Genomic DNA, 13,161 nt, shown 5'->3' on the forward strand with positions numbered 1-13,161 from the left:
TTAGCGGCGAGGGGACGCGGCAAGGCCGGCGGCGGCCATCGAGGCGAGGGCCAGGAGCAGGCGTTCGGCGTAAAGATCTTCGTACCGGCTCGAAAGACGCGCGGATTTGGCCGTTTCGGCAATCCGGCGCAGCGCCTGGTCGAGCTGCGGCCTCGGCCAGTTGCGGATCTGGCGCGCAAACGCATCGCGCTGCTTGAAGAAGATCGGCGGCCGCACGGCTTTGAGCGCGTCGTCGAGGCGTTGCCCGGCGTCGACGTCGCTGCGAACCTTGTGGAGCTTCAGGAAGTAGCGCTGGGTCACGAGAATGATCGCCTGTGCGCTTTCGCCAGACGCCAGCGCGCGGCCGAAGTCGGTCATGGCGGTTGCGGTCTGGCCTTCGGCGGCGGACTCCGCGATGCGCTCAAGCGCGAGGTCGGCGGCGTCACCGACGACGTTCTCGACGTCTTCGAGCGTAATCATCTTCTTGCCGAGGCTATGCAGCGCAAGTTTTTCGATCTCGGCGCGCGAGAGCGCCCGGTCGGCGCCGAGGCGGGACTGCAACAGCGCCCGCGCGTCGCCTTCGATCGACAGAGAAAACGACGAGAGCACTTCGGCGATGAGGCCGTCGATGTCGGCGGCGGCGTCGGGATAGCAGGCGACGGCGAAGCAGTTTTCGGTCTTCTCGAACAGCGCGCGCAGGGTGTCGTCGGTTTTGAGATTGCCGGCTTCGACGATCAGCAGGCCTTCGAATGGGGAGGCCAAAATCGGCTTCAGGAGCTGTGCGGAGATGCGGCGTCCGGCGGTGGCGCGAACGATGCGGCGCGAGGCGAACATCGGGCGCATTTGCAGTTCGGTTTCGAGGCGGCCCGTATCTTCGTCGAGTTCGGAGTCATCGAGCCGCAGAATTTCGCCGGGCGGGGTTTCGCGCGCCGCAAGGGTGCGCGCCAAAGCTGTCGAACGCTCGCTGACAAGTCCCGGATCGGAGCCGAAGAACAGTGCCGCCGCCAATTGCTTAGGCGGCGACTTCATGAACGACTCGGCCTGATGAGCCTTGATGGCGACCATGCGGGAAGCTCACGAATAAACGGCGCTTGCCTTAGGCGCGCGATCAGGCGGTCGAAGACAGGATCGCGAGCAGGCGCGTGCGCAATTCTTCGCCGACCGACGAGGCCGCCCGATTTTCAGCGTCCTGGCGTGCTTCGACGTTGGCGAAGATCGACGTGACGCGATCGAACGAGGCGCGGCCGTAGCTCTTGCCCGAGGCGACGACGCTCTTATCGCTCAGCCGGATCAGATTGTACGAGGCTTCGATGCTGTAGATCTGTCCGCCCGCGTTGCCATTGGTCATGACGAGCGTCGAGACTACGGATTCGCGGATTGCGATGTCGAGCCGGAATTGCGGCGATTGAGCTTTGCCGCCACCGGTCGTCTGGAAGATCAGCTCGTTGCGAATTCTTTGGCCGACGCGGCCCGGGATCGGCGCGATGTCGACCGTTGCGAGCTTTTCCTGGGTCGCGGCGCCGCCGAGCGCCGCCGAGCCATAGAGCGGGCGAAAGCTGGCACCGTCGCTGCAGCCGGCGAGGGCGCAGATTACGGCAATGCCAAACGTCGACAGCAGCCCGGTCCGGTACATCGACCGGCGAGCCTCTGTCTGCCCCCTCATCCCGTCACCCAACGACATTCACGATCCTTTGCGGGACAACGATGACTTTTTTCGGGGCGCGGCCGTCAAGGGCACGGACCACCGAATCCAGCTTCAACGCTGCCGCTTCCACCTCCTCGGATTTCGCAGTGCGCGAAACCACGAGCTCGTCCCGTCGCTTACCATTCACCTGTACGGCAATGGTCACTTGATCGTCAACGAGTAGGTCCGGTTCGACGGCCGGCCACGGTTGGTTCGCGAGCAGCGTGTTGTAACCGAGCCGCGCCCAGCATTCCTCCGCCAAATGCGGCATCATGGGGCCGATCATCGAAACCAACAGTGCCCCAGCCTCGTGCGCGGCCCAGGCGAGGCCCGGCTCGCTCTTGGTTAGAACGGTCTGGAGAACATTCGAGAACTCGTGGATGTTGGCGACGGCCACGTTGAAGCGCAGGGCCTCAATGGCCTTGCCGACGTTGTCGAGCGCACGATGGCCAGCCTTGCGAAGCTCCAGCGCATCCGGTCCGAACGTGTCAGGACGTTTGTCCGGCTTCTGAGGATAAGCTTCGATGATGTCGTCCATCAGGCGCCAGACGCGCTGGATGAAACGGCTCGCGCCCGCAACGCCCGCTTCCGTCCAGATCACGTCGCGTTCCGGCGGACTGTCGGACAGCATGAACCAGCGGGCGCAGTCGGCGCCGTAATGGGCGATGATGTCGTCAGGGTCGACAAGGTTCTTTTTCGACTTCGACATCTTTTCGATGGGGCCGATGGCGGCGAGACGTCCGGTCGCGATCTCGATCGCCTGGCGGCTGGCGCCTTCGCCCTCGAGACGAACATCGTTCGGCAATAGCCAGAAACCGTCCTGAGACTTGTACGTCTCGTGCGTCACCATGCCTTGCGTGAACAGGGCCGAGAACGGCTCGCGGACGTTCGACGCAAATTTCAGGTGGCCGGTGTCGCACATGGCGCGCGCGAAAAAGCGCGAATAGAGCAGATGCAAAATCGCGTGCTCGATGCCGCCGATGTACTGGTCGACCGGCAGCCAATAATGCGCGGCGTCCTTGTCGACAGGCGTCTTCGCTTCCGGCGCCGTGAAGCGCACGAAATACCAGGAGGAATCGACGAAGGTGTCCATCGTGTCGGTTTCGCGCGTCGCGTCGCCGCCGCAGGTCGGGCATTTGACATGCTTCCACGTCGGGTGCCGTTCGAGCGGATTGCCCGGCTTATCGAAGGTCGCGTCTTCCGGCAGCGTCACCGGCAGGTCCTGTTCCGGAACGCCGACGACACCGCATTTTTCGCAATGGATAACGGGGATCGGACAGCCCCAATAGCGCTGACGCGAGATGCCCCAGTCGCGCAGGCGGAAATTGACCTTGCGCGCGCCCTGTGGCCGGTTCGCCAGTTTCTGCTGTTCGAGAATATCGGCAGCTTTGTCGAAGGCTGCCTTGGTCGTGAGGCCGTCGAGAAAGCGCGAATTGATCATCGTGCCGTCTTCGGAATAGGCCTTGTTCTTGATCTCGAACGTGTCCTTGTTTTCACCCGGCGGCAGGATGACGGGCACGACCGGCAGCTCGTAGCGGCGCGCGAAATCCATGTCGCGCTGATCGCCTGACGGGCAGCCGAAGATGGCGCCGGTGCCGTAGTCCATCAAGATGAAGTTCGCGACGTAGACCGGCAATTGCCAGGACTTGTCGAGCGGATGAACGGCGCGAATGCCGGTATCGAAGCCACGCTTCTCGGCGGCCTCGATTTCGGCGACCGAGGTTCCGAGACGGCGGCACTCGTCGCAGAACGCGGCGAGATCGGGATTGTTCTCAGCGGCGGCGCGCGCGATCGGATGATCGGCGGCGACCGCCAGGAACGATGCGCCGAACAGCGTGTCGGGCCGCGTCGTGTAGACTTCCAGCTCGGAGAAGCCCTTGGGCGCAGTGTCCTTGTCCAGTGCCCAGCGGATCAGCATGCCTTCGGAGCGTCCGATCCAGTTCGCCTGCATCAGGCGCACCTTCTCCGGCCAGTTGGTGAGCGTATCGAGGTCGCTCAGCAATTCCTCGGCGTAGTCAGTGATCTTGAAGAACCACTGCGTCAGCTCGCGCTGTTCGACCAGCGCGCCGGAGCGCCAACCGCGTCCGTCGATCACCTGCTCGTTGGCGAGAACGGTGTGGTCGACCGGGTCCCAGTTGACCTTCGAGGACTTGCGGTAGGCGAGGCCCTTTTTCAGCAGGTCCAGGAACAGCTTCTGCTGATGACGATAGTAGTTCGGCGAGCAGGTCGCGATCTCGCGTGACCAGTCGAGCGACAGGCCCATCGACTTCAGCTGGCCGCGCATCGTGTCGATGTTGGCGTAGGTCCATGTGCCCGGGTGGACCTTGCGCTCCATCGCGGCGTTCTCGGCCGGCATGCCGAACGCGTCCCAGCCCATCGGGTGCAGGACGTTGAACCCCTTCGCCCGCTTGAAGCGAGCAAAGACATCGCCCATCGCATAGTTGCGGACGTGGCCCATATGGATGCGTCCCGAGGGGTAGGGAAACATCTCGAGCACGTAGCATTTGGGCTGCTTGTGATCTTCGGAGGCGCGGAAAATCTGGTTTTTGTCCCAGATATGCTGCCAATAACGTTCGCGGTCGGGTGCGTTGTAGCGTTCAGTGGCCATGGGGCCCATTCTTTCTGGGATTTTGAATTGGTTAGCGCCGTAAAAAGCCCGAAAGGTCGAGAGGGTCAAGTCGTCGGCTTCGCCGGCTGACATGTCGTAATAATTCGTTTTTTACGACATATAGGGAGAACGTGTCGTGGCCTACGACATATCCCCTACAATATGTCGTATAAATATTGTTTTCACGACATGTATTGAACATATGTCGTTGCCGCCGACATGTCGGACTGATGTGTCGGCTAGCACCGGAATTGCCGACATATGAAAACTTTCGATCCGACGAGTCCTTATAATGCTTTGCCCAAGCTGCCGCCTCCCGGCGACTTGGAGACGAAAGCCGTCCTGAAAAAATGCGCGTCGGTCCACGCCGCGCTTGCCGCGCTCAAGGAGCGGGGCCGCCGCATTCCGGATCAAAGCGTTCTCATCAATGCGATCCCGATCATGGAAGCCAAGGACAGCTCGGCGATCGAAAACATCGTCACGACGAGCGATGCGCTGTTCCGCGACGCCAGTTTGAAAGACGACAGCGACGCGGACCCGGCCACCAAGGAAGCGTCGCGCTACCGGTCGGCGCTGCAGCTCGGCTTTCAGACGTTGGCGCATCGGCCGATCACGACGCGCACCGCTGTCGATATCTGTTCCGACCTCAAAGGCGTCGATCTCGATGTTCGGAGCGTGCCAGGCACGAAGCTTCGCAACACGAATACCGGCGACGTGATCTACACGCCGCCCGAGGGCGAGATTCTGCTGCGCGAGCTGCTCGCGAATTGGGAGCGCTTCTTGAATGACGCGACGGAACTCGATCCCGTCGTGCGCATGGCCGTCGGACATTATCAGTTCGAGGCCATCCATCCCTTTATCGACGGCAACGGTCGCACGGGACGCGTCATCAATATTCTGTTTCTGATCGAGCAGGGTTTGCTCGACCTGCCGACGCTGTATCTCAGCCGGTATATTCTCGCGAACAGGGCGGACTACTATCGGCTGCTTCTCGACGTAACGACGAAGCAGGCTTGGGAAGCCTGGATTCTCTATATGCTCGACGGCATCGAGAACACCGCGCGATGGACGGCTGCAAAGATCGGCGCGATCTACGATCTCATCGATGCGACGGTTACTTATGTCCGCGACGCGGCGCCGAAAATTTATACGCGCGAACTCGTCGACGTCATTTTCATGCAGCCCTACAGCCGAATTCAGAATGTCGTCGAACGCGGACTTGCGCATCGGGAAAAGGCATCGCGGGATCTGAAGCATCTCGTCGCCATCGGTGTGCTGCGCGAAATCAAAGTCGGGCGTGAGAAGCTTTTTCTCAACGTGCGCTATGCGGCGCTTCTCAGCGGCGACGCCAATACATTCGACGCTTTTGCGAAGATCGAACCGGTGGCACCGGCGCAGTCGAAGAAATGAGAACGGGCCGCACGTGACGTGCGACCCGCAGCAATCCTTCAACTTATAAAGCCAAGCGTCAGCAGGTGTGCGCCGCGGCTCCGGCCTCGGCGACGGTCTGGTCCTGAACACCGCTGCCGCCCGAGACGCCGATGGCGCCGATCACGACACCGTTCTGATCTTTGAGCGGGATGCCGCCCGCGAAGATCATGACGCGGTCGTGGTTGGAAACGTGGATGCCGTAAAACTGATCGCCCGGCTGGCTGTTGTCGGCGAGTTCCTTGGTCGAGATGTTGAACGCCCGCGCGGTAAATGCCTTGTTGATCGCGATGTTGATCGAGCCGATCCAGGCTTTGTCCATGCGGATGTGGGAGATGAGGTTGGCGCCTTCGTCCACCACAGCGATATTCATCGGCTGGCCGATCTCGATTGCCTTCTTCTCGGCGGCGTCAATGATGCGGCGGGCGTCTTCGAGTTTCAGCATGGGGGCTCCTGTAGTCGATCCAAAGATGACGATGCGCATATATGCGTTGGCTCTCCGCACACCATTGCGACACTTGTTCTTGAAGCGGCGGAGGCGTTATGGAGAGGGCGAGCAGTTCAGGGACAGAGCGTGACAGACGACACCTACCACGATACCGCGCCGGAGAGGTTAAAGCGCGTAAGGCATGAGATCGTCACGGCCGCAGAGGCGGTCAAGCGCTCGCCAGCGGACATCGAACTGGTTGCAGTTTCAAAGACTTTCGATGCCGACGCCGTACGGCCGGTGCTGGCTGCGGGGCAACGCGTGTTCGGCGAAAATCGCGTGCAGGAAGCCGAGCGCAAGTGGCCGGAGCTGAAACGCGAGTTCGCGGACGTCGAATTGCATCTGATCGGGCCGCTGCAATCGAACAAGGCCAAGGACGCGGTCGCGCTGTTCGACGTCATTCATACCATCGATCGCGAGAAGATCGCGCGTGCGGTTGCGGAAGAAATTTCGCGGGAGGGGCGGGCGCTCAAATTTTTCGTGCAGGTCAACACCGGCGAAGAGCCGCAAAAGGCCGGGGTGCCGCCGCGCGAGGCGAAAGCGTTCGTCGATTTTTGCACGTCGGATCTCAAGCTGCCGATCGTCGGGCTGATGTGCATTCCGCCGGTGGACGAAGAGCCGGCGGTGCATTTCGCATTCCTCGCGAAGCTCGCGAAAGAAGCCGGTCTCAAAAGCCTCAGCATGGGCATGAGTAGCGATTTCGAGACGGCGATTGCCTTTGGCGCCACGCATGTCCGTGTCGGAAGCGCGATTTTTGGGGGACGGTAAAGCGGGCCTGCGCGGCACGCCTGTTGTTTCCCACTGCATTTTTTGTGGCCGCCGCATCGATCTCGAGTCGCGGTGCTAGGCTCCGTCGCTGATTCGGCTGCGTATTTGGGCCGGTGCGCGATAGGGGCTCAACATGACCGCGTCTTCTCAGAAGAAAGATCCGATCGAAGCTGAGGCTAATGCGTCGGCGGCGGAAGCCGCCCGTGACGCGCGAGCGGAAATTCTCGAGAAGAGCAAGGATGCCAACGCCAGTAAGGCCGCCGTTTCGAAGCTGAAGAAAGCTGAAAAAGACGCGACGACCGATGCGCGCAAGAAGTGGTACGATTTCGAGGTCAACGTCTGGATCACGAACTTCAACTCGATCGAGTTCGGCCCGTGGAAGCGCGAGCGCAATCGCGGCAAGTCGCGCCAGTTTACGACCGACATGGATATCTTCGCCGAGATCATCGAGAACGGTACGCGGACCGGCGTGCTTGGCTATCGCAAGGAGATTTGGAAAGACGCGTCGGGCATGGATAAGCGGCTTGTGTTCAAGCTGTTCTCCGACACGCTGAACTGGAAAGCGAGCATGGACATGATGCTCGGCCGTTCGATTCAACAGACGCTTGGTGCGCGCGGCGTTCCGGTTACGACGTATTCGATCAACACCAGCGAAGACGACTATCTCGTCTATCTCGAGCGATCGGCAAACAAATGGCCGCTGATGCCGGAGAACTTCTCATTTTTTCTGATGGAGGGCGGTGAGCCGAAATTCTATCGGTTCCGGCGGGATTTCATCAATCTCGGCGGCGATTACACTCTCATCAACCAGCATGGCGAGCATGTGGGCCATATCGACGGCGCCATTCTGACGATCGGCGGCAGATGGCGCTGCAAAGTGCGCGGAGATCATGCCGATCCGCGTCTCATTCAGGTGATGAAACTGTTCACGGGCATGATCGTCTTCAATCGCCAGGCACGGCGCCACGTGAAAGCGTTGGCGCATGATATTCGCGACGGGCGCATCAAGCCCGATATCCAGCGTCAGGAAGCGGATCTCTATATGAATCCGCGGCGCGTCCGCTGAGCATCGCCTTTCGGCGAAGGCTCGACGAGGTTCGCATAAAGTATCGGCGGGGATGCTTGGCATCGCCCGCCGAATTGTTTTTCAAAGCACTGTTTCGCGGTCAATAGATAGCCGGGACGTACATGTCGTCCGGCACGGGCTCGCGCAGATAATCGGGATTGTGCACGCGATCCGGAAGCACGATCGGCGCGCGTAGGACTTCCTGATAGGGAATTTGCGTCAAGAGATGGCTGATGCAGTTGAGGCGCGCGCGCTTCTTGTCGTCGGCGTGCACGATCCACCACGGCGCTTCTGGAATGTGCGTGCGTTCGAGCATCGCTTCCTTGGCTTTGGTATAGGCTTCCCAGCGTCGGCGGGATTCGAGATCCATCGGCGACAGCTTCCACTGCTTGATCGGATCGTGGATGCGCATCTGGAAGCGCAAATGCTGTTCGTCGTCGGAGATCGAAAACCAGTACTTGATGAGCGTGATGCCGGAGCGCACGAGCATCTTTTCGAATTCAGGCACAGTGCGGAAAAACTCTTCCACATCCGAGTCCGAGCAGAAGCCCATGACGCGTTCGACACCGGCGCGATTGTACCAGGAGCGATCGAACAGTACCATTTCGCCAGCCGCCGGAAGATGCGGAACGTAGCGTTGAAAATACCATTGCGAACGTTCGCGTTCGCTTGGCGCCGGGAGCGCCACGACGCGCACGACGCGCGGATTGAGGCGCTGGGTGATGCGCTTGATGACGCCGCCTTTGCCCGCAGCATCGCGACCTTCGAAGAGCACGACGACTTTCAGTTTCTGCGTTACGACCCAATCCTGCAATTTGATCAGCTCGCGCTGCAGGCGGAACAGTTCCTGGAAATAGACTTTGCGATCGAGCGCGCTGTCGCTGTCGGATTGCTCTTTTCCGTCGATGAGCTTTTGCAGGCGGTCGTCGTCCATCTCCATCTCGAGTTCTTCATCGAGGCTGTCGGCGATCTCAGCTTCGATGCGCGCTGACATGCCGTCGTACTTCTCGCGTTCGTCAATCATGTTTCGTCCTGTGGCGGTCTCTTCGGCGATACCGGCCATAGACACGCGAACCCGATGACAGGCTTATGACAGTGTTAGCCTTTGGCGCGGCTCGAAAATCCTGTTCGTCTCAGACCGGAGAGGGATTGCGTTCGCTGAAGCCGGACTGATGCCAATATGGGTACGGTTTCGTCGTCTCGCTTGCGGCGTCGAGCTTGGCGACCTGTTCCGGCGTCAGGTTCCAGCCGATGGCGCCGAGATTGTCCTTGAGCTGCTTCTCGTCACGGGCGCCGATAATGACACTCGAAACGGTGGGGCGCTGGAACAGCCAGTTGAGCGCGATCTGCGGTATCGACTTGCCGGTTTCCTTCGCGATTTCATCGAGCACATCGACAATATGAAAAAGACGCTCATCATCGATGGGCGGTCCTTTGTCGGCCGTCTGATGCAGGCGGCTCGTCTCGGGCAGCGGCTGACCGCGGCGGATTTTTCCGGTCAAACGTCCCCAGCCGAGAGGACTCCAAATGAGAGCGCCGACGCCCTGATCGAGTCCGAGCGGCATCAGCTCCCACTCATAATCGCGGCCGAGCAGCGAATAATATGTCTGATTGGCGACGTAGCGCGGGTAGCCGTAGCGGTCGGCGACGGCGAGCGATTTCATCAGATGCCAGCCGGAAAAATTGGAAACGCCGACGTAACGGATTTTGCCGGCGCGCACCAATTGATCGAGTGTCGAGAGTACTTCCTCGGGCGGCGTCATCGCGTCGAAGCCGTGCAACTGGAAAATGTCGATATGATCCGTCTGCAAGCGCTTCAGGGCTTCGTCACAGGATTTCAAAAGGTGAAGGCGCGAGGAGCCGACGTCGTTGGGAGCGTCGCTGAAACGAAACGTGGCTTTCGTCGAGATGAGGACCTTGTCGCGGCGGCCTTTGAGGGATTCGCCGAGAACCTGTTCCGAAACGCCGTCGGAATAGATGTCGGCGGTATCGAATAATGTGACGCCGGCGTCGAGGCAGAGATCGATCATCCGGCGGGCTGCCGTGACGTCCGTCGAACCCCAGGCGCGAAAGAATTCGCTCGCGCCGCCGAACGTGGCCGCGCCAAAAGAAAGGAGTGGAACAGTCAATCCGGACGAGCCGAGGCGGCGATATTCCATTATGAGTTCCTCGAATGCTGGCAATTGCCTTTTTCAGGGCGGGCGAATGCGGAACATCGCCACACCGGCACACATCAAATAGGCATGTAAATTAGAAACAATTGCGATCACGGAATTGCCAATTCCGTTCGTAATCTTCACAATTTTTTCGCTTATTGGTAGCGATCGGACCATCTGGATACTGATTAATAGCCGTTAAGGTCCGAAAAAACCGCGAAAAATATCGACACGCGTGCCAGTTGCAAACGTCCACGACGATATGTCGCGCGGCGAATCCTCCCTTGTTTCCGCCGCATTACGACGCTGGATGCGCGCCGTTTGTTAAGACAAGTGAGGAGAGTAACCATGCGATTGAGCTTGTTCGCAGTGGCGGCGCTGCTGGCAATTCTTGTTGGCGTACCGTCGGTCGAGGCTCATCCGTACAAGGGCTATAATAGTCATCGGATTGAGCGGACCCATGCGAAATGGTCGGGGAAGCAGCGGTATTCAAACCGCGGCTATTCGCAACGGCGGGGCCACAGATACGCAAGTCATTCCTACCGCGGTTCTTACGGACAGCGCGTGAATAGTCAGCATTCCAGATATGCATATCGGCAGGGCGTAAGCCGCCGTTATGCGCAGCGGCACACGGGCCGCCGGTACGCGTCGGCTGGAGCCGGCGGTCGTCCGCGTGCGTGGTGCGGCTGGTGGATGCGTACCCAGCTCGGGGGCGGTCCAGAATTTAATCTCGCAGCCAACTGGCGCCGTTATGGCCGCTCGAGCGGTCCGCAGGTCGGCGCCGTGGTCGTGTGGCCGCATCACGTCGGCATCATCACGGGGCGGGCCTCGAACGGTCAGTGGATCGTGAAGTCCGGCAACGACGGCAATGCCGTGCGCGAGCGTGCACGCTCGGTCGCGGGCGCGGTCTTCCGCGTCGGTTAATCGAAGTCGCGTTGGGCAGACCGAGGCTTCGGTCTGCCCAGGCGCTTGCTGTTCGGCTCAGAGGTTGAGCTGATAGGTGTGTGCGAGCCAGCCGTAGCTCTCGGGGGCAGTTCGCTCGACGAAACCGATCGACGGGAACGGCATGTGATAGCCGATCACCGGAAGACGATCGGTGGCGGCCATGTCGAACACGCGACGGCGCGTAGCGGCGGCTTGCGGTTTGTCGGCGTCGAAGACGCAATGCCAGTCGGGACGTGCGAGCGACGCGACTTGGTGATGCGCGCAGTCTCCCCACCAGAGAAGCGATTTGCCTCCGCTTTCGATCATGAAGGCGAGGTGGCCAGGTGTGTGGCCGTAGGCTTCCACCGCGCGAATGCCGGTCACGACGTCGTCGCCCGGCTTGATGAGGTTTATCTTCTCCATCACCGGTTTTGAGTTGGCGCGATAAACCTGCGCGAACTTTTCCAGGTCATCCGGCAGCTTGCCTTCCGGCGTCCAGAAATCGTGCTCTATCTGGCCGATGACGTAGCGGGCGTTGGGAAAGAGCGGCTTTCCGTTTTCAATGATGCCGCCGACGTGGTCCGGGTGGCCGTGGCTCAGCGCCACCACGTCGATGTCTTCCGGTTTGAAGCCTGCCGGTCCGAGCTGAGCCGCAAGCCATCCGCCGTTGGGGCGCGGCACGAACCCGTTGGCGCCATTGCCGGCGTCGAGCAAGATCAGCTGTTTGCCGGTGTTGACGATTGTCGGCGTGAAGCCCGGCTGATATTTGCGTTCGGGCAAGAGATTGTCGCGCATCAGCGCGTGCACGTCGGGCTCGCTGGCGTTGGCGCCGATGAGCGGAAACGGGCCGTCGATGAAAACGTCCGAGTCGGAGATCGTCGTGATCTCGAATTCTCCGAGCTTGAAGCGGTAGAACTTCGGCTGCGCAGCTCCGAGGAGCGCCGCTGAGGCGCGTGCGTTCGAACTCGTTGCGAGAGCTAGCGCGGGCGCGGCGGCAAGTCCGAGGCTCGCCGCGAGAAGCTGTCTGCGATCGAGGTTGAAGGGTTGCTTTATCGGCTCTGACGTATCGCTCATAGTTTGTGGCCTCCGGACCGTTCGGACGTTAGACTGTCGTGCGAAGGTCTAAGGTAAACCGGGGGCGGAGAACTGCGCTTGTATCAATCTGCTGCAACTGGCGATCAGGAGTTGAAGCCGTTGTGGCATGTCGGGACCTCGCGCATGCTGTTTGCGGGATGTCTCGGGCGCAATACGCTGCACAGCCACAGCACTTCGGTTCTGCTCGCCGGTCTCTATGATGATTTCGAGCTGAGGGTCGGCAAAGAGCGCTGGGTCACGTGCCGTATGGCCGTCGTCCGCGCCGGCATACCTTATGAATTCGATGCCGGAGGTCGTCCGCTCGCCGTCATTTATGGCGAGCCGAATGTTGTTTCCGCCGAGGGCTTCGCGACGTTGATGCGCGATGTCGAGGAGCTTCCCGGCGCATCGATCAGCCGGCACGGTGAAGTCGCGGCTCTTCGCGCGATCTATGAAGACCCGGACAGCGCGACATGGGTCGCTCCGGCGATTGCTGACCTCGTCGATTTTTCGAACGCGCGGGCGCGGCGGCAGATTGATCCCCGCATCGCTCGCGCCGTCGATGCGCTCGCCGGTCGCGACAGCCTCGTGCGCGATGGAGACGACCTGCCGTCGGTTTCAACGGCCGCCGTCGACGCGGGAATCTCGACGTCGCGGTTTCAGCATGTCTTCAAGGCGGAGGTTGGCGTCCCCTATCGCCGCTACCTCTGCTGGCTCAGAATGCGGGCGGCGGTGCGCGATGTCGTGGGCGGCTCCAATCTGACGACGGCGGCGCATGCTGCGGGCTACTGCGACCAAGCCCACTTCGCGCACGAGTTCCGCCGCATCTTCGGCGCGCCCGCCTCTCGCAGCCTCGCGAACGTCCGGCGCTGACCGCCATGCGGTATGTTTGCTGCTGCAACTAATGTCCCCGCGAATTCAATGGCTCAATCCGAGTCGAATGCGCGGCGGTGGTAACCATATGGCAACCCGGCGGCGTCAAGGTTA

At 60.7% G+C, this 13,161-nt stretch carries 12 protein-coding genes; 5 read left to right on the top strand and 7 right to left on the bottom strand.

Annotation, left to right across the window (positions count from 1 at the left end; translation table 11 throughout):
• From holA to leuS, 3 genes are read right to left on the bottom strand one after another with little or no spacing between them, the layout of a single operon-like run.
• A complete protein-coding gene (gene holA, locus HYPGJ_RS00740) occupies window positions 1–1,044 on the bottom strand; it encodes a DNA polymerase III subunit delta (protein ID WP_046845430.1) in 1,044 nt (347 codons plus the stop codon).
• Window positions 1,045–1,087: 43 nt separating this feature from the next.
• Window positions 1,088–1,642 carry a hypothetical protein gene (locus HYPGJ_RS00745; RefSeq protein ID WP_244465960.1) on the bottom strand — a complete coding sequence of 185 codons (555 nt, stop codon included), beginning with the start codon at window positions 1,640–1,642 and terminating at the stop codon, window positions 1,088–1,090.
• Window positions 1,643–1,646: 4 nt separating this feature from the next.
• Window positions 1,647–4,271, bottom strand: a complete 2,625-nt coding sequence (gene leuS, locus HYPGJ_RS00750; protein WP_046845780.1) for a leucine--tRNA ligase — start codon at window positions 4,269–4,271, stop codon at window positions 1,647–1,649.
• Window positions 4,272–4,532: 261 nt separating this feature from the next.
• On the opposite strand from leuS, the gene HYPGJ_RS00755 reads away from it, so the two are divergent.
• The gene (locus HYPGJ_RS00755; RefSeq protein ID WP_046845432.1) at window positions 4,533–5,681 is read left to right on the top strand and encodes a Fic family protein; all 1,149 of its coding nucleotides are present in this window, start codon (window positions 4,533–4,535) and stop codon (window positions 5,679–5,681) included.
• 58 nt (window positions 5,682–5,739) lie between these two features.
• On the opposite strand, the gene HYPGJ_RS00760 is transcribed toward HYPGJ_RS00755, so the two are convergent.
• The gene (locus tag HYPGJ_RS00760; protein ID WP_013217245.1) at window positions 5,740–6,144 is read right to left on the bottom strand and encodes a heme-binding protein; all 405 of its coding nucleotides are present in this window, start codon (window positions 6,142–6,144) and stop codon (window positions 5,740–5,742) included.
• 129 nt (window positions 6,145–6,273) lie between these two features.
• Between HYPGJ_RS00760 and HYPGJ_RS00765 the strand changes: the two genes are divergently transcribed.
• Entirely contained in the window at window positions 6,274–6,954 is a 681-nt protein-coding gene (locus HYPGJ_RS00765; protein WP_083983986.1) for a YggS family pyridoxal phosphate-dependent enzyme, read from the top strand.
• 133 nt (window positions 6,955–7,087) lie between these two features.
• Window positions 7,088–8,020: a hypothetical protein gene (locus HYPGJ_RS00770; protein ID WP_046845433.1), complete on the top strand. Its 933-nt coding sequence runs from the start codon at window positions 7,088–7,090 to the stop codon at window positions 8,018–8,020.
• Window positions 8,021–8,120: 100 nt separating this feature from the next.
• Here HYPGJ_RS00770 and ppk2 read toward each other — a convergent pair whose 3' ends face one another.
• Window positions 8,121–9,044 (bottom strand): polyphosphate kinase 2, encoded by a 924-nt coding sequence (gene ppk2, locus HYPGJ_RS00775; RefSeq protein WP_046845782.1) that lies wholly within the window; start codon window positions 9,042–9,044, stop codon window positions 8,121–8,123.
• A gap of 109 nt (window positions 9,045–9,153) precedes the next feature.
• A complete protein-coding gene (locus tag HYPGJ_RS00780) occupies window positions 9,154–10,179 on the bottom strand; it encodes an aldo/keto reductase (protein ID WP_046845434.1) in 1,026 nt (341 codons plus the stop codon).
• A 345-nt stretch (window positions 10,180–10,524) separates the two neighbouring features.
• On the opposite strand from HYPGJ_RS00780, the gene HYPGJ_RS18595 reads away from it, so the two are divergent.
• Window positions 10,525–11,100, top strand: a complete 576-nt coding sequence (locus HYPGJ_RS18595) for a hypothetical protein (RefSeq protein ID WP_083983987.1) — start codon at window positions 10,525–10,527, stop codon at window positions 11,098–11,100.
• 57 nt (window positions 11,101–11,157) lie between these two features.
• Here HYPGJ_RS18595 and HYPGJ_RS00790 read toward each other — a convergent pair whose 3' ends face one another.
• Complete coding sequence (locus tag HYPGJ_RS00790; protein WP_046845436.1) at window positions 11,158–12,174, bottom strand: MBL fold metallo-hydrolase; 1,017 nt, start codon at window positions 12,172–12,174, stop codon at window positions 11,158–11,160.
• A 78-nt stretch (window positions 12,175–12,252) separates the two neighbouring features.
• Between HYPGJ_RS00790 and HYPGJ_RS00795 the strand changes: the two genes are divergently transcribed.
• Window positions 12,253–13,047: an AraC family transcriptional regulator gene (locus tag HYPGJ_RS00795; protein ID WP_046845437.1), complete on the top strand. Its 795-nt coding sequence runs from the start codon at window positions 12,253–12,255 to the stop codon at window positions 13,045–13,047.
• Window positions 13,048–13,161: the final 114 nt, after the last annotated feature.

Origin of the sequence: Hyphomicrobium sp. GJ21 (assembly GCF_001006785.1) — a bacterium.
In the GTDB taxonomy this organism is placed as follows: Bacteria; Pseudomonadota; Alphaproteobacteria; order Rhizobiales; family Hyphomicrobiaceae; genus Hyphomicrobium_B.

Coding starts and splice junctions, on each gene's coding strand:
- holA (WP_046845430.1), bottom strand. CDS start 1,044: ATGGTCGCCATCAAGGCTCATCAGGCCGAGTCGTTCATGAAGTCGCCG.
- HYPGJ_RS00745 (WP_244465960.1), bottom strand. CDS start 1,642: ATGAGGGGGCAGACAGAGGCTCGCCGGTCGATGTACCGGACCGGGCTG.
- leuS (WP_046845780.1), bottom strand. CDS start 4,271: ATGGCCACTGAACGCTACAACGCACCCGACCGCGAACGTTATTGGCAG.
- HYPGJ_RS00755 (WP_046845432.1), top strand. CDS start 4,533: ATGAAAACTTTCGATCCGACGAGTCCTTATAATGCTTTGCCCAAGCTG.
- HYPGJ_RS00760 (WP_013217245.1), bottom strand. CDS start 6,144: ATGCTGAAACTCGAAGACGCCCGCCGCATCATTGACGCCGCCGAGAAG.
- HYPGJ_RS00770 (WP_046845433.1), top strand. CDS start 7,088: ATGACCGCGTCTTCTCAGAAGAAAGATCCGATCGAAGCTGAGGCTAAT.
- ppk2 (WP_046845782.1), bottom strand. CDS start 9,044: ATGATTGACGAACGCGAGAAGTACGACGGCATGTCAGCGCGCATCGAA.
- HYPGJ_RS00780 (WP_046845434.1), bottom strand. CDS start 10,179: ATGGAATATCGCCGCCTCGGCTCGTCCGGATTGACTGTTCCACTCCTT.
- HYPGJ_RS18595 (WP_083983987.1), top strand. CDS start 10,525: ATGCGATTGAGCTTGTTCGCAGTGGCGGCGCTGCTGGCAATTCTTGTT.
- HYPGJ_RS00790 (WP_046845436.1), bottom strand. CDS start 12,174: ATGAGCGATACGTCAGAGCCGATAAAGCAACCCTTCAACCTCGATCGC.